Origin of the sequence: Paenibacillus glycanilyticus NBRC 16618 (assembly GCF_004000805.1) — a bacterium.
GTDB lineage: Bacteria > Bacillota > Bacilli > Paenibacillales > Paenibacillaceae > Pristimantibacillus > Pristimantibacillus glycanilyticus.
Genome location: NZ_BILY01000052.1, coordinates 1 through 16,646 on the forward strand (window position 1 = coordinate 1; position 16,646 = coordinate 16,646).

A 16,646-nucleotide genomic window follows, 5' to 3' on the forward strand; every position below is an offset into this window, starting at 1 on the left:
GGTCAATGGGAATCCGATATATCATCCTCATCGCCTAAATAAATACGTATCGTTGAACCCTTCTCTACCCTCGCGCCGACTGCCGGAGCTTGGCGGATAACCGTATTGCCCGAACCCGCCGAGGACAAATTGAAGTTCATGTTCATATCCTCGTATATGTCCGACACTGATTTCCCTACCAGGTTAGGAACCGTAACGATCGGCGTCTCGCCAAGCTTATACTTCTTGTCGATCTGCTTGTCGCGAGGCGGCACCTGCAGAATCGTAAGAGCGTCCTCCATAATATTACGCACGATAGGGGCAGCCACGACACCGCCGAATTGAATGCCTTGCGGATTGTCTACCGCCACATAAATGACGATCTCCGGTTTATCGGCAGGAGCGAAGCCAACAAAGGATACGATATGTTCATTCGGAGAATAACGTCCATTGATAACTTTTTGCGCGGTACCTGTTTTTCCGCCTACCCTGTAGCCATCGATAAACGCATTGCCGCCTGTTCCGAGGGCCACGACGCTTTCAAGCGCTTCGCGCACCTGCTTCGACGTGTCCTCCGAGATGACCTTGCGGACAGCCTCCGGTTCAATCTGCTGCACCGTCTCGCCGGTCTGCGGATTAATCCATGCCTTGGTTACATGAGGTTTGTACAAGGTACCGCCGTTAATTGCAGCCGATACGGCGGCAATTTGTTGAATCGGCGTAACCGATACGCCTTGACCGAAAGCGGTAGTCGCAAGCTCGACAGGACCAACCTTATCCAGCTTGAACAAGATACCGTTTGCTTCGCCAGGAATATCAATGCCCGTTTTCGAACCGAATCCGAAGTTTTTAATATAATCGAAAAGCTTCTCTTTGCCAAGCCGATTACCAAGGTTTACAAATCCCGGGTTGCAGGAATTTTGCACAACCTCGAGGAAGGTCTGGCTGCCATGGCCGCCTTTTTTCCAGCAGCGGAGCCTGGCTCCCCCGATCTCGACGGCACCGGGATCGAAGAAGGTTTCGTTCTTGAGGTTTACCTTCTTCTCTTCGATTGCAGCCGCAAGAGTTATAATCTTAAACGTAGAACCCGGCTCGTAAGTCATCCAGATCGGAAGATTCCGGTTGTAGGTTTCGCTTGGATATTCCCTGTAATTAGCAGGCTCATAGGTTGGCCGGCTTGCCATGCCGAGAATTTCTCCCGTATTCGGGTTCATGGCGATTGCAATGATATCATCCGGCTGGAGCGCCGTCATCGCCTGATCGAGTTCCCGCTCCATAACCGCCTGAATCTGCTGGTCGATCGTTAATTCCAGGGATAAGCCTTGCTGCGGCGCCTTGTACGTATCCGAAGAATTCGGCATTGTTTTGCCGGATGCCGTGGATAAGTAGGAGACATTGCCGTCAATCCCTTTAAGCATATCGTTATATTTGGCTTCCACGCCGGTAAGCCCTTTATCTACTCCCGTAAAGCCCAGCAAGTGCGCGGCGAGGCTTCCGAAAGGATAATAGCGGTTATTGTCCTCCGCAACGACAATTCCGTTAAGATGCAAATTTCTTACCTGCTGCGCCTTGTCGGTAGTCATTCGTTTACCGCCCGGCTTTAGCTCAACAATGCTGGTTTTCTTGGAGAGCAGCTTAACCAATGCTTCCTCCGTCATATCCAAATAAGGCGCAAGCTTGGCTGCCGTTGCCTGTTTGTCCGGAATTTGCACGGGGATAGCCAGCACGGTTGGCGTGCTTATATCATACGCCAGCTTGGTCCCGTTACGATCCAGAATATCGCCACGCTTCGCCTTATAAGGAATTTCGCGCCGCCAGTTGTCTTCCGCTTGGGCGGACAGCTTCTCGCCCTGCCACAACTGAACATAAGAAAGCCGGAAAATCAATCCGGCAAAAGCTGCCACGCTGATTAAAAGCACGATAAACAGCCGGCGACGCAACGTTACATTTGATACCTTCATCCTTGTTCCCCCTTACGCCTCATCCTTCGGCTGAGCGTACGCTGACGCTCATTCCCAACCTATGAGGGACAAGTGGGGGATAGAACAAGCTATCGATGAATTATTGCGTATTGGCCGTATCGACTTTCTGATCTTCGGCCGAATTGGTCCCGTCATCCGCATTTGCCTTGGCATCCTCCGAATCGGAAGAAGCGGTCTCGCCGTTCACCGCGTCCGTCTGCGGAGAAAGCGTAAGTTCAATGAGACGCTCGCCATTTTTCGTGATCTGTTTCTGCGAAACGACATAGCCTTCGCCTTTAACCGTTGCGCGGATGTCCAGCACGGATGCGATTTCGAGTGCGTCGCGCAATGAAATACCCGTCATATCCGGAATTTTCAGCTTATCCCGTTGCTCCGTAATCAAGTAAACCTTCTGGGCCGGATGAACGGAAGCCCCCGAAGCAGGCACCTGCTGGATGACTTTTGTTCCGCCGCCGACTACCTCAACGTTTAAGCCGCGTGATTTCAGCTGCGTTTTTGCTTGGGATACGGTCAGACTATCGAGCTTAGGCACGGATACCGTTACTTCTTTCTTCCCGTTCTCGGTGACTTTAACATCCGGCGAAACGCCCATATGCTTTAAGCTTTTGTATACAATGTCCTTAAAGGCCGGTGCCGCAACGGCGCCGCCGCCGGCTTTCGGATCGTTAGGCTCGTCAACGACGATATAGAGGACAATTTTCGGATTCTCGACAGGCGCGTATCCGATAAAAGATACGACGAACTTGTCTTGCGAATATTTTCCGTTAATAACCTTTTGCGCCGTACCCGTCTTGCCTGCTACCCGATAGCCTTCGATATAGGCATTGCGGCCGGTACCGATCTCTTGGTCCGATACGACCTGTTCCAGGTATTCGCCCACCTTCTTCGAGGCTTCCTGCGAAATAACCTGTCTGACTACCTTAGGCTGCGTCTTTACGGTTGTCTTCGTGTTAGGATCATAAATCTGTTTCACGATATGCGGCTCCATCAGCTTGCCGCCGTTCGCAACCGCGGCAACTGCCGCAATCTGTTGAATGGCCGTAACTTGCACCTTGCCTTGACCAAATGAAGCGCGGGCAATATCGGAAGGAATGGATAAGTTCACGTTAATCGCACCCGATGCTTCACCGCCAAGCTCGACGCCCGTTTTTTGGCCGAACCCGAACCGGTTGATATAATCCATAAGCTTTACGCCGCCAAGCTGCTCCCAGCCGAGCTTAACGAACGCAACGTTACTGGAGCGCTTCAAGCCTTCCAGATAGGTAATGGTCCCCCAACCGACTTTGTTAATGTCTTTTACCGGAGCGCCCGGTACCGAGATATAACCGGACTTATAAGTGGCGTTCGGGTTGAAGATCCCTTCCTGCACGGCTGCAGCCAGCGTTACAATTTTGAACGTTGAACCAGGCTCATACAAAGACTTGATCGAGTGGTTATACGCATTCTCGTAACTCATGTCCCAATAGGTATTCGGATCAAATGTCGGATAATTGGCCATTGCCAGAATATCCATCGTATTCGGATCCGCGGCAATCGCGGTAATGCTTTTCGGATGATATTTCTGATTGATATCCTCCAGCGCTTTCTCCACGTAATTCTGAATGTCCATATCGAGCGTAAGAGCAATGTCCTGGCCATCCTTCGCCGGCTTGTATTCGACTTCGCCTTCCGCGAGCTGGACGCGTTTGCCGTCCTTTTCGTACTTCAGCTCCCCGTCTTCGCCTTTCAGCTTGTCGTTATAGAATGACTCAATCCCCGAAGCCGCCTGGCCTTCCTTCGTCACGTACCCCAGGAGCTGCGAAGCCATGGAATGACGCGGATAATATCTCTTCTGATCTTCAAAGAGGTAAATGCCGACGTCCTTCGTCTTGTATTTATCGTAAAGCTCCTGGCGGAACTTAACGACCTTGTCGGCAAGCTCCTTGTCTATCTTCCAGCCTTCCTCGTGAATCTCGCGCTGCTGATAGTATTTGCCGTCTTTTTGCGCCGTAACGATCTTGAGCAGATCGGCCTCCGGCTTGCCCAGCAATGTATGTAATCCCGCTGCTACTTCGTCGGCGATATTCAGCTTATGAATCATATCGGGGTTTACCGCGATATCGTAAGCAACGGAATCCATGGCGAGCATGTTGCCGTCCCTGTCCGTAATCGTCCCCCTCTTCGCTAAGAGCTTCTCTTCGGCCGCCCATCTTGTCTTGGCCTTTTCGTACCAAAAGTCTCCTTTAACTACCTGCACCCAATAGATTCTTCCGATTAGAACAACAAAAAGGAGGGTTATTATCCCTCCAAACAACAACGTGCGAAGTTTAATTCGTTTCACCATATGCGTCACCTATTCCGACTTGGCGGATTGTGTATTTACCATGATGTCCGGCTGTTCGGTGCTCGCCATGCCTTGCGTTTCTGCCATTTTGCGGATCCTCTCCGGATCGTTAAGCATTTCTACTTGCTTCTGCAACTCTTTCATATCAATGTTCATCGTTGCGTATTGCGTTTTCATTTGCTTGATTTGGACGCGCATATCATAGTTTTTCGCGTATTGATTTACAATGACTCCAAGTACGATTACGCAAAAAACGACCGTAAACATGTACAGCAGTTTCTCTTGAACCGGAATCGACTTGCGCTTCACAACCATCCGTTTCGTCTCGCGGACGACCGTCCGCTGATCCGGCTTGCGCTTTGGCTGCATGGCCAAATTGCCGTTGATATAAGCCAATGAAAGAACCCCCTCTAACCTACAATTTTTCTGCGACACGCAGCTTGGCCGAGCGAGAGCGAGGGTTAACTTCCAATTCCTGCTCTGTCGGAACAATCGGCTTGCGGTTCACTAACCGAAGCTTTCCTGTGCCGCCGCATACACATTTCGGGAAATCCGGCGGACAAGTGCATTTTTCAACATAACTCGCAAATAATTGCTTGCAGATGCGATCCTCTAATGAATGGAAAGTAATAACGGATATCCTGCCGCCTGGGCCAACGCATTTCACCGCTTGTTCCAATGCGTCTTCCTCGGCGCCGAGCTCGTCATTTACGGCAATACGGAGAGCCTGGAAGGAACGCTTGGCCGGATGACCGCCAGTCCGTCTTGCTGCAGCCGGAATGCCGGTTTTGACCAGTTCAGCCAGCTCGCCGGTTGTTTCGATCGGCGCATTCTCGCGGGCCTGTACAATTTTGCGTGCGATCGATCTGGCGAATTTCTCTTCGCCGTACACATGCAGAATTCGAGAGATCTCCCGTTCTTCCCAGCCGTTTACGATATCGTAGGCCGTCAAGGCTCCACCCTGATCCATCCTCATATCGAGAGGAGCATCATGATTGTAGCTGAAGCCGCGCTCCGCCTCATCCAGTTGGGGGCTGGAAACGCCAAGATCGAACAATATGCCGTCGACCTGAGGGACACCGTCTACCGTTGGAACATCACACGTGAGAAGCATTTCTTCCAAATAACGAAAATTGCTCTTGACTAGCGTTACTCTATCCATATAGGGAGCAAGCCTTACGCGTGCGTTATCCAGCGCAGCATCATCCTGGTCAAATGCGATCAAACGCCCTCCACCGCTCAGCTGGGACACAATTTTTTCACTATGACCTGCGCCGCCAAGCGTACAGTCGACGTATATGCCGCCTGGCTTGATCGCCAGTCCGTCAACCGCCTCTTCCAATAGCACTGTAATATGCTGAAACACGCTAACATCCTCCCATTCTTGTTGTTTACTCTAGAAGTTGAAGTCGAAATCGACCAATTTCTCCGCGATTTCGTTGAACGCCTGCTCGGACTGCTCGTAATAGCCTTCCCACGTCGATTTGCTCCAGATCTCGACGCGGCTAGATACGCCAAGCACCATACAATCCTTATCCAATTTCGCGTATTCGCGAAGGTGGGCTGGTATGTTTACCCTTCCCTGTTTGTCGAGCTCGCATTCCGTTGCCCCGGAAAAGAAAAACCGGGTAAACGCGCGGGCATCCGACTTCATGAGAGGCAGTGACTTCAGCTTCTGCTCCAGCACGCTCCACTCGCTCATAGGGTAAACGAACAAGCAGTTGTCTAATCCGCGGGTTGCGATAAAGGTGGCGCCTAGCGACTCCCGGAACTTAGAAGGAATAATAATGCGGCCCTTCTCATCAATGGTATGTTGATATTCACCCATAAACATGAGATGCGCCCCACCCCTTCCCCCATATCCTCCACTTCGCACCACTTTTCCCCACTAAGATAGACTAGTTCGCCACCTAAAATAAAAATCCTGCTCCATGAGCAGGATTTTTGAAAAATAATTCATATGATTAACCGTTTGGCTTATTCGGATCTTCTTCCTGATCCTCTTCTTTGACCGGAGGGACCATAGGGTTTCTTGACGGAGTCTGATATTTCGGCCTGGAGCGGAATTTGCCGCGCAGCCAGTATACCGGAAGCCCGATAATAACAAGCAGCAATAGAATCGGTAGAGCACCGGCAACAAAAACAAGCAGCCCCTGAAGGACGGTGATCATGGCGTTTACGCTGTCTTGCAAGGCTTTGGACATTTTATCGCCAAGACCGTCTTCCACCGACAGCGTATCCGACTTCGCGTCTGGCTGATAAAGCCTGAGTTCAACCGTCGAATAAGAAACGTTGTTATCCAGGTAACGGATTCGCCCCTTCAATCGCTCGATGTTCTCCTGAACCGTCGCAAGCTGCTCCGAAAACTTCACCAGATCATCCGCTTTTGTCGCTTTATCCATAAAAGCAAGGAGCCTTTCCTCCACCACCTGCTGCGCTTTCAGACGCGACTGCAGGTCCACATACTCCTCCGTCACGTCCGTTCCGCTGATCTGCCTCTCAAATTTCTTATGCTCGATACCGTTAAGGCGGTCAATAAAATCCATAAAGCCTGCCGCCGGCACTTTAATGGTATAGGTGGAGCTCTTCTCGCCGTTGTACTGCCCATCCTGGAATTGCAAGATATAACCGCCTGACTGGTGAATGGTGTTGCGGAGTGCCGTTGCCGCCTTATCGAATTCAACGGCTTCTATCGTTAAATTCGCTTTGTAGATCAGTTTTTGATTCAAGCCCGCTTCCGTGCCGTCAGCGGCAATCTCTCCGATGGACCCGCCGCCCGCTTCACCGCCTACCGCCGCGGCAGGCGCTTCGGCAGAGCCTGCCGCGTTCTCCGATTGGACCTCCGCCTTGGCATCCGAGGACTGGCTATTGACAACCGCCCCGCTGTTCGCCGTTGATGCGGCCGAGTTCATGTTGCTGCTTCCTGTTGAACAACCTCCAAGAAACAGTGCAATCGCCGTAATCATGAGTAAGAACGTATACCCGTATTTTTTTATTCGCATCTTTACTCCCCCTTTTCCATGATTCACCGTCCTAGACGAACAGGATTTGGAAAGGTTGCACGAGGGAGGAAATACAACCTAACTTTTCATGCTGCTTAAAAATAGCGCAATTAGCTCCATTGCCAGCAAGGAGGTCTGATCCCTATGATCAAGCAGAGGATTCACCTCGACGAATTCGGCGGAGGTCATGCGTTTGGATATGCCTAACAGGCGGATAACCTCACGCGCTTCGTCCGCGGTTACACCGCCCTGTACCGGAGTACCCGTCCCCGGAGCTTCGGAAGGATCCACGCTGTCGATATCAAAGCTGAGATGGATGCCGTCCGCCGCGTCTCCCGCAATACGAAGCGCTTCGCTAATTACCGCATGTATACCCAGCCGTCTAATGTCGGCCATGCGGAAACAAGAAATTCCCTCCGCCTGGATAAACGCTTCCTCGGCAGGATCCAGATCCCGCGCTCCGATAAGGACAATATTGCCGGGAGCGATTGTACCCGCTCCCGGCAATAAGTGGGATAAAGACAGCTGTGCCCTTCCTTGGGCGACGGCGAGCGGGATACCGTGCATGTTGCCGGAAGGGCTGGTTAATTCCGTATTCATATCGGCATGCGCGTCAATCCATATGACGCCAAGCTTCTTGTAATGCGAGGTCAATCCTGCTAACGTTCCCATTGCCAGACTATGATCCCCGCCAAGAACGAAAGGAAATTGTCCGGCAGCTACAACTTCCTTTACTGCCCGAGCCAATGCCATTCCCGTCCTGATAACTTCATCGGAATGGTTCATCGGGACCTGAATAACGGGAGAAGGCATTCCCGCGTTAATAACATCCATTAGCTTATTAATCGTGCAGCCATGCTGCTGCAGCATTTGAAAAAGGCCAAGCTGATAGATATGGCCGGGTGCTTGCTCGCTGCCGGGGGTTCCGGCGCCAAGGCCAAAGGGAACGGATAGCAAAGTCAGCTTATTCATATTTGAAACACTTCCTTAATCCGCTCCAGCGCCCAGTCCAGCTCATCCTTCGTTATAACCAGCGGCGGAGCGAAGCGGATGGCCGTCTCGTGGGTTTCCTTGCATAGCAGCCCAATCTGGAATAAAGCTTCGCAGTAGGCCCTCGCTTGGACGGACAACTGCATCCCGATAAATAAACCTCTACCCCTAACCTCGATAATATCCTCGTGCCGTATCGATTCCAGGGATTGTTTGAAATACTGGCCAAGCTGTTCCGACCGTTCAGCCAGCTTTTCGTCCTCGATCACCGCAAGCGCGGCTAACGCTACCGCACATGCCAGCGGATTGCCCCCAAAGGTTGAGCCGTGCGAGCCCGGCTCGAACAGCCCAAGCACGTCATCCCCGGCCGCAACGGCCGAGATAGGCAGAACGCCTCCGCCCAGCGCCTTCCCCAATATATACACATCCGGAACAACGCCTTCCCAGTCGCAGGCAAACCTCTTGCCCGTCCGGCCAAAGCCCGTCTGTATCTCATCGGCCATAAACAATACATTGTGCTGCCTGCATAATTCAAAGGCCTGCTTCAAATATCCGTCGGGCGGCACGACAACGCCGGCTTCGCCTTGAATCGGTTCCAAAAGAAAAGCTGCCGTATTTGGCGTTATCGCATTGGCTAGCGCTTCGGCATCTCCGTAAGGGATAATTTTAAATCCCGGCGTAAAAGGCCCAAAGCCGGCGCGGTATTGGGCATCGGAGGAAAACGAAGTAATCGTAATGGTCCGGCCGTGAAAATTGCCTTCGCAGACGATGATCTCGGCTTGACCGGAAGGGATTCCTTTAATCCGGTAAGCCCAGCGCCGCGCAGCCTTTAGCGCCGTTTCCACCGCTTCGGCGCCCGTGTTCATCGCAAGAATTTTGCTCTTGCCCGTAAATTCCGCCAGCTTCTTGGATAACTGGCCAAGCTGCTCGCTATGGAAGGCTCTAGAAGTCAACGTCACCTTATCCGCCTGCTCTTTAAGCGCCCGAATGATTGCGGGATGCCGGTGGCCATGGTTCAGCGCGGAATAAGCGCTGAGCATATCCATGTAACGACGGCCTTCCGGGTCTTCCACCCACACTCCTTCTGCCTTCTCGATTACAACAGGAAGCGGACTATAGTTGCGTGCACCGAAGCGATCCATGAGACGTATCGTGTCAACGGAGCTTTTCATTTGCGCAATCCCCCCTTGTTTCATTGTACGGTGATTGCCGCAAGTCCCATGACCGCAAAAAAAAGAACGCGCCAGAGGGCGCGTCCTTTTGCATTCATTCATTCTTCTTTCCAGCTGTCGAGATAAGTAACCTGCTCCGGCGTAAGCTTATCGATGCTGATGTTCAGCGAATCCAGCTTGAAGCGCGCTACCTGCTCGTCAAGCTCGTAAGGTACGTTTACGACTTTTTTGCCGATGTTCGCATATTGCTCGTTCACGTATCGAAGGCCAAGTGCCTGGAGGGCAAACGTTGTATCCATAATCTCCGCCGGATGCCCGTCGCCTGCAGCCAAGTTAACGAGACGTCCTTCAGCCAGCACATAGATGCTGCGGCCGTCCTTCAGCTTGTATTCTTCGATATTGCGGCGAACGGTACGGATATCCGTCGACATGGCCGCAAGCTCCGGCTTGTTGAACTCCACGTCGAAGTGGCCGGCGTTCGAAAGAATCGCGCCATTTTTCATAACTTCGTAGTGTTCGGCGCGGATACAATCTTTATTCCCCGTTACCGTAATAAACAATTCGCCTACTTTTGCCGCTTCCGACATCGGAAGAACCGTAAAGCCGTCCATGTAAGCCTCAACCGCTTTGATCGCATCCACTTCGGTTACGACCACGTTCGCGCCTAGTCCTTTGGCGCGCATGGCAACGCCTTTACCGCACCAGCCATAGCCGACCACGACTACCGTTTTGCCTGCCACAACCAGGTTCGTCGTCCGGTTAATGCCGTCAAAGACGGATTGGCCGGTACCGTAGCGGTTGTCGAACAGATATTTGCAATAAGCGTCGTTTACGGCAACCATCGGGAAGCTCAGCGTGCCTTCCTTCTCCATCGCCTTCAGACGGATAATTCCCGTCGTTGTTTCCTCCGCGCCGCCGCGAAGATTCTCGCGGAGATCCGGGCGTTCGGTATGCAGAATCGTAACCAGGTCGCCGCCGTCATCGATAATGAGATCCGGCTTGGACTCAAGCGATTTGATAAGCAGCTCCTTATACTCTTCCGGCTCGGGATTGTATTTGGCGAATACCGTAATGCCGTCTTCCACCAGTGCCGCGCAAATATCGTCCTGCGTGGACAGCGGGTTGCTGCCCGTAATCGTTACGTCCGCGCCGCCTGCTTTGACGACCTTCGCGAGATAAGCCGTTTTCGCTTCCAGATGGAGGGAAATGGTTACCTTCAGGCCTTTAAAGGGCAGATCCTGCTCGAACTGCTCGCGGATCCGGTTCAAGACCGGCATATGAGCGCTTGCCCAGTCAATTTTCAAATGCCCTTCCGGAGCAAGGGCGATATCGCGGATAATGCTGTTTTCCAATGTACTCATGCTTTTTAATAGCCTCCTACAACATTCTTACCACAATAGAACTTACATGGTTCACGACAATCGAAAGCCGAAGTTCTATCTGGCGATTAAACCTACCTCTATACGAGGTCGCCCATCTTCGAATTGCCTCGAGAAAGGTTTACTCACATCACAAATAAACGAGCTGATGTCCGCCTGTCGGACTGAACGGAAGCTCAAGCAGCTTCTCCAGCCATGCGGAGCCGTAACGGTTCCAATAACCTGACATGTTGATCACTCTCTCCTGCGGTTTACCGCTTGGCCAGAGCGAAAGCGCAATGCGGTCGAGCTGACGTATCGACGCGTCGTATTGCTTATTAAATGCATCCTTCGTTTTGGCTTCCAAATACTCAATCTGCTCCACAATCTTCTGGCGGTTCGTCTCTCCCAGCTTCAGAAGACCCGGCTGAATGGAACCGGCAAGCTCAAGCAGCGGTCCGTACATCGCAACAAACGACTGCTTCACGTCTTGGAACCGCTCTTCGATGGAAAGCTGGTCCTGCTCGGACAGCCACGCTTGCTTGCGGGCTTCGAAACGCTTCGCCACATCCTCGAAGGACAGTTCGTATTTCATCATATGCTTCGCAATGGTACCTTCTACCAGGGTAAAGGACATTCTCGGCACAATAATCGGCATTTCCATTCCCAGCTTACGGAAAGCTTCGCCGGTTAATGCCCAATACGCGATTTCGCCCGGGCCCAAAACGGTACCCAGCACCGGGAACAAATAATCCTGCATAATCGGCCTTGTAAGCACGTTGTTGCTAAGCTGGGAAGGCTGTTCGTCCGCCAGTTGAAGCAGCTGCTCTTTCGTCCAGAAAGCAGTTGCCTTCCGATCCTGGAACTGCCCGCCGCGCTTGTGCAGCAGCGTCCGCTCGTCCCCGTTCGCCGGGTTAAACACAAACAGGTTCGCGCTGCCCTCCACAACATCCGCCTGCAGCTGGTAACCAAGCGATTTCACTTTCTCCGCCGCGGATTTATACGCTGCTTCGAGCTCATCGTTTTCCTCGATCATGCGGCGGAACATCGGCGCTTCGATTTTACGGAGCTTTGGATCATCCGCATCCAGCAGAACGAGGCCTTCCTTGCCGAACAAAAAGGACAGAATTCCGGCAAACATGTCCGATAACGACCGGGATTGAACTGCAATTTGCCTTAGCTGCTCAAGCAGTCCAGGCTTAAAGTCCGAATGAGGGAGCGTCTGCTCGAGCTCCTCCAGCATCGCGTTCCAGCTGTCCGTCTCAACAGCCGTACGGCTTACGGAAGTTCTCGGGCCTTCCGGACGCTGCACAATCAGCTTGCGCAGCTCTTGCTCCGCATTCAGCACGAACGTATGATTTGCTTCATCCCAGTCGTGATCTTCGCCGGCAATCCAGAAAACCGGCACAACCGTGCGGCCCAGCTTCTCGGAAGCCCATTTAGCCCCGCTGACGATGGAGACCGCCTTATGTATCACGAGCAGAGCTCCTGACCACAAGCCGGCTTGCTGCCCGCCAATGATAACCGGCGCGCCTTCCGCGATAGCGCGGATGGAAGCGTCCACCTCCGGCGTTGTATACGGGCTGTTGTATTGGCGCAGCACCTCGGCTAATTCCGCCGGGTTCGCCCGGCTGCCCGAAAGCTCCTCCAGCTTCTTCAGGCGCACTGCCCAATCCTGCTCGCGTCCGGCATGATAGCCGTACAGCGATTCGATATTTGCGTCCGTTCGATGTATATAAGCCTCTGTTAAAGGCTGGGCGCTTGGCAAGTCATAATGTTCCGTATTCATAGCGCAGCCAGTTCCTCCCAAATCAATCATATAGTTTTATAAAACTGTAACCATTCAAGCAACAATTTGATTGTACACAAAGGATAAGCCGCACGTCAAAAGAAAAAAGACCCGAAACCTTTTGGTTACAGGCCCTCGATTGCTTACGCGGAAAAGATTTTTTGTCCGATCGCGATAAACATCAGCAGCAGGTACGCCATGCTCATCGTAAAAAATCCCAGTCGCCATACGGCGCGGAACACCCGCTTCACGTTTACGTTCCCGCGTTTGCGGAACTGCATATTGCCCAGCAAGCCTCCGCCGAGCAGCATAAAAAGAATTATAGCATACAGTCCGAAGGAACTGTTAAAGATGGAATCGAACAATACGGCCACGCATCCGATCAGAAGCGCGGTCGTAACATCCATCGCCAGCTGGAACGCTTTTTTTCTATCGTCCGAAAACATGCCATACCCGAAATAAACCAGAAGAAACGGAATGACAGGTATGACTGCCAAATAGGCGTAGACATATTTTATGCTGTCCCATAAAAAGCCCATGTCATTCGCACCTTCCCTCGTTTTTCTTAACGGAGCTGCTTCACGAGTGTCGTTACGGCATCATTGAACGGCGAGGCTATGCCCAAACGTCTTGCGAGCCCGGAAACACCGCCGTTTATCCAGTCGATTTCCGTCTGCCGCCCTGCCCTCACGTCACTCAGCATGGACGAGACATTAGCCGCCGTAGCCTCGCATACCCGCATCACAAGCTGCCATCCGTTATCGCTTGACTTCATCCCGTCTGCCGTAAGAATCGCCGAGGTTTCCTCGAACAAGGCTCTCATCAGCTTCAGCCTTGACGGATGCTGCGGCAGCTCTCCGTTAGTCGTATCGTAAATCGCCGTAAGCGGATTAATAACCGCATTAATAAGCAGCTTTTGGTAAATCATGTCCTTCATCTCATTCGACAAACCCGCATGGAATCCTGCCGATTTCAGTATATTTAGCAACAAAATTTGGAGATTATCGTCCTTTTTGTCTTCCGCATACGCTCCAAACCATAAAGGACCGTCCCCCGTGTGCCTAACATGGCGAACGTCATCGAGCCGCCTTGCTCCAACAGACGTTACGCCCGCATAGAGAAGCGCATGGGGAAGAGCCGCCGCCAGCTTGTCCATGTGACCGATTCCGTTCTGAAGGCACAATATCGCCGTTTTCCCGCTGCTTAGCAGTTGAAGCTGATTCAATAGCGGTTCATCGATATGGCTTTGCTTAACCGTCAATAGGATCCAGGCCGGGGATTGCTCGGCACCGTCTCTGGCTTGTCCTTTAGTACAAGCTTGAAGGCTGGCAAGAGAATAACTGTTCACCGCAATATCCCTGGCATCCCCATCCAGCGTTTCCAGTCTGATGCCTTCCGCCCGAAGCCGCTCCGCCTGCTTGTCCGTTCGTGTCCACACCGTAACCTCTTGCCCCGTCTGAGCCAGCAGACCGGCATGCAGGAGACCAATCGCTCCGCCTCCAACTATATGTATCTTCAAACTCGGATCACCACTTCGGAAGTATTGGGCATAAAAAAAGTATGCTCGTATATATAGCATACTTGTTTCAGGCTAAAAAGCGAACACCCCGCCGTTCATCGCCGGCGGGGCATTTACCTATTCAATTCGTTCCAAATTTCCGTTTGCATCCATTTTAAAGCGAGGCTTTGCTTCCTCTTCATGCGTCAACACCGCCAGACGGCGTGCCCGGTCCATAATCTGAATCAATGTTTTATAATCATCATTGACGGCCCGGTAATCGGTTTGAACATTATTTACTTCTCTAGACAATCTCTCATTCTCTTCGCGTAAACGATCAATTTCATCATCTTTTTCCTTCAGCTCTTTCTCGAAGGATTTGATTTGACGGCTTACGTCCTGATAAGTGGTCTTGAACTGTCTAAGAAAACGAATAATGGAATCAACGGATAAACCTTCTTCCGTCGTTACCGCATTAGCACTAAATGCTCTTTCTTCTGCATCGTAAACGGCAATAGAAGAGACATGCGGGGTTGCGACAATCGCCTGTTTTTTCAAATAATTGCGCTTCTGGCGCTGCTGCTTGGCGATTTGAATCGCTTCTTCATAACGTTTGCGGACACAGCTGTTCCAGCGGAATCCGCAAGCCGCCGAAGTCCGTCCTATACGTTCCCCTACCTCTTCAAATGCCGCTAGCTGGGTACTACCTTCGCGAATATGGCGTAGTGTAACTTCGGCGAGTATGAGATCGTCGTCGGGACTCCACGCATCTTGTCTGACTGCTGTCATGCGACCAAAACCTCCTTACGTAAAGGCGCTTACTTTATCTCTATGCCCTTGGTAGAGTTCATAGAATCTATCGGATACTAATTTGTATAACCAAATTTCAAAAAGCTCATACATAATTCATCCGATTAACGAGCAAACTGGTATCGTAACGCTTTCAATTTACACAAAATAGTTGATTTTGTTCGTACTTGCTTGTTTACACTGCCAAATTCAACCGTTATAATGTACAATAGAAATTCGGGTCAGAGCGAAGGGGGGATGGTTTCATGGCACGCATGTATCGGGTACTCGGTTTTTGGACTCTTGTGATCGGCTTGATGGCCTTCGCAGGTCACATGACTGAATTCGCACTTCTGTTTTTTGCACAAGCGGTAGCTTTCGTTTTCCTGGGTTATCTCAAATTTAGCGAACGAACATACATACTCATGTTCTGGGGATATATGGCAATTTCGTTTGTAGGCTTTACTTACTGGACCGTATTCAAAATGGGCAACCCCTTCTAAAGTTTGCGAACGACAAAAAAAGGTGCAGCTCCTTGTGGAGCGGCACCTTTTCTCATTTATCCAGCACAAGCACTTTAAACGTCTCGCTCATTCCGTCGCTCAGCAGCAGCTGGCGCACCGCCCGGTTCATTTTGGCCGCTTGGCCGAAAGGGTCGGTATCCGAATGATTTTGCAGGAGCCCCAAAGCTCCGTGATCAATAAGAAACTGCTTCTGGGTTCCGTAATAGGCAATTCGCCATCCCCCGGCTTCGGCGGCATGGCGGAGCGGCGTAAACGGCACATGCGCCGTTATATCCTGCTCTCCGATCCGAAGGTACGGCTCGTCGGAAGCGATATGATCCGAATAACAGAGCAAGGTCCCCTTCATCCGATGACTTGCCGTATATTCCTCCGCCTCATGACCGTAATCAATGATAATGACACGCCCTTCTCCCAGCACATCGGCCATACTTGCAAGCCATTGCTCCGCATCCAAATTAACCTCCGTCTGCTGACCTTCCGTTAGCCGGATACCGCCCTTTTGCAACGCAGCGGCTATCCGTTCATCCGAGAGCGGCATACGCACCTCGTAAAAGCCATCCTCCGCATTTCCGGCTACGCCAAGCTCAACAAGCTTTCCTTGCTCCACCGTCACCCGATTCACCGGAAAGGCATCCAGCAGCTCGTTGGCGAGCACAACCGCAGGAAGCTCCTGCCAGTGCCCCCCGCCCTGCAGCGCTTCGTCAGAAGACAGGAATAACGCCGTTTCAGAGTCGATAGTACGCTTCGCTTCTTCCAAGTGGCCCGGATGATCTTCGACCAGGACAGGCTGGCATTGAAGATCGGAACAGTATTCTGCTCGAGCCCGCCAGGCTTCTTGGATTTGCATCGTAAGCCGCCCCGTGCCCGCTCCCCATTCCACAAGCTGAATACGGCCTACGGCTGCTTGGACGGCGTAGTCCCACACGTAATTCGTCAAGCAATGCGCCATCACGGCACCTACGGCAGAGCTGGTGTAAAAATCGCCTTCCCGCCCTATTCGCACAGGTCCTGAGCGGTAATAACCGTCCTGCTTGTCATATAAACATAAACTCATGTATTGTTTGAACGTCATGCAGCGAAGGCCTGGAGTGTCCCTGCTGCCCTCCCGCCAGCCGACCGCAGGCATCTCGGCGATCTGCTCCGAAATCCGGCGGATTAACGATTTTTTGCCTATTTTCACCTGCTCATCTCCCGCTTATAAGATATAATAAATGGAACCGTCGCATACAATGGTAGCTGT

15 protein-coding genes are annotated in these 16,646 nt (G+C 51.8%); 1 reads left to right on the forward strand and 14 read right to left on the reverse strand.

The window, feature by feature from the left end:
• Window positions 1–2 precede the first annotated feature (2 nt).
• The 13 genes from PGL01S_RS27770 to PGL01S_RS27830 form a co-directional block, all read right to left on the reverse strand.
• Entirely contained in the window at window positions 3–1,940 is a 1,938-nt protein-coding gene (locus PGL01S_RS27770) for a stage V sporulation protein D (protein ID WP_127498498.1), read from the reverse strand.
• Window positions 1,941–2,040: 100 nt separating this feature from the next.
• The gene (locus tag PGL01S_RS27775; protein WP_127498500.1) at window positions 2,041–4,284 is read right to left on the reverse strand and encodes a penicillin-binding transpeptidase domain-containing protein; all 2,244 of its coding nucleotides are present in this window, start codon (window positions 4,282–4,284) and stop codon (window positions 2,041–2,043) included.
• A gap of 9 nt (window positions 4,285–4,293) precedes the next feature.
• A complete protein-coding gene (gene ftsL, locus PGL01S_RS27780; RefSeq protein WP_127498503.1) occupies window positions 4,294–4,680 on the reverse strand; it encodes a cell division protein FtsL in 387 nt (128 codons plus the stop codon).
• Between the two features lie 19 nt (window positions 4,681–4,699).
• Window positions 4,700–5,650: a 16S rRNA (cytosine(1402)-N(4))-methyltransferase RsmH gene (gene rsmH / locus PGL01S_RS27785; protein ID WP_127498505.1), complete on the reverse strand. Its 951-nt coding sequence runs from the start codon at window positions 5,648–5,650 to the stop codon at window positions 4,700–4,702.
• 30 nt (window positions 5,651–5,680) lie between these two features.
• Window positions 5,681–6,118, reverse strand: a complete 438-nt coding sequence (gene mraZ, locus PGL01S_RS27790) for a division/cell wall cluster transcriptional repressor MraZ (protein ID WP_127498507.1) — start codon at window positions 6,116–6,118, stop codon at window positions 5,681–5,683.
• A gap of 130 nt (window positions 6,119–6,248) precedes the next feature.
• Entirely contained in the window at window positions 6,249–7,286 is a 1,038-nt protein-coding gene (locus tag PGL01S_RS27795; RefSeq protein WP_127498509.1) for a DUF4349 domain-containing protein, read from the reverse strand.
• Window positions 7,287–7,364: 78 nt separating this feature from the next.
• Window positions 7,365–8,258, reverse strand: coding sequence for an arginase (gene rocF, locus PGL01S_RS27800; RefSeq protein WP_127498511.1), 894 nt, complete (start codon window positions 8,256–8,258; stop codon window positions 7,365–7,367).
• The gene (locus PGL01S_RS27805; protein ID WP_127498514.1) at window positions 8,255–9,448 is read right to left on the reverse strand and encodes an ornithine--oxo-acid transaminase; all 1,194 of its coding nucleotides are present in this window, start codon (window positions 9,446–9,448) and stop codon (window positions 8,255–8,257) included. The genes rocF and PGL01S_RS27805 overlap by 4 nt, the downstream gene beginning before the upstream one ends.
• A gap of 98 nt (window positions 9,449–9,546) precedes the next feature.
• The gene (locus PGL01S_RS27810) at window positions 9,547–10,809 is read right to left on the reverse strand and encodes an adenosylhomocysteinase (protein WP_127498516.1); all 1,263 of its coding nucleotides are present in this window, start codon (window positions 10,807–10,809) and stop codon (window positions 9,547–9,549) included.
• Between the two features lie 148 nt (window positions 10,810–10,957).
• Window positions 10,958–12,595 carry a bacillithiol biosynthesis cysteine-adding enzyme BshC gene (bshC, locus tag PGL01S_RS27815; protein WP_127498518.1) on the reverse strand — a complete coding sequence of 546 codons (1,638 nt, stop codon included), beginning with the start codon at window positions 12,593–12,595 and terminating at the stop codon, window positions 10,958–10,960.
• Between the two features lie 143 nt (window positions 12,596–12,738).
• On the reverse strand, window positions 12,739–13,134 hold the full coding sequence (locus PGL01S_RS27820; RefSeq protein ID WP_015845475.1) for a DUF3397 domain-containing protein: 396 nt from the start codon (window positions 13,132–13,134) through the stop codon (window positions 12,739–12,741).
• Window positions 13,135–13,160: 26 nt separating this feature from the next.
• Window positions 13,161–14,114 carry a ketopantoate reductase family protein gene (locus PGL01S_RS27825; protein ID WP_164775611.1) on the reverse strand — a complete coding sequence of 318 codons (954 nt, stop codon included), beginning with the start codon at window positions 14,112–14,114 and terminating at the stop codon, window positions 13,161–13,163.
• A 117-nt stretch (window positions 14,115–14,231) separates the two neighbouring features.
• Complete coding sequence (locus tag PGL01S_RS27830; RefSeq protein WP_127498522.1) at window positions 14,232–14,882, reverse strand: RsfA family transcriptional regulator; 651 nt, start codon at window positions 14,880–14,882, stop codon at window positions 14,232–14,234.
• A 266-nt stretch (window positions 14,883–15,148) separates the two neighbouring features.
• Between PGL01S_RS27830 and PGL01S_RS27835 the strand changes: the two genes are divergently transcribed.
• Complete coding sequence (locus tag PGL01S_RS27835) at window positions 15,149–15,385, forward strand: DUF2626 domain-containing protein (protein ID WP_015845478.1); 237 nt, start codon at window positions 15,149–15,151, stop codon at window positions 15,383–15,385.
• Between the two features lie 52 nt (window positions 15,386–15,437).
• Here PGL01S_RS27835 and PGL01S_RS27840 read toward each other — a convergent pair whose 3' ends face one another.
• Window positions 15,438–16,586, reverse strand: a complete 1,149-nt coding sequence (locus tag PGL01S_RS27840; protein WP_127498524.1) for a class I SAM-dependent methyltransferase — start codon at window positions 16,584–16,586, stop codon at window positions 15,438–15,440.
• Window positions 16,587–16,646: the final 60 nt, after the last annotated feature.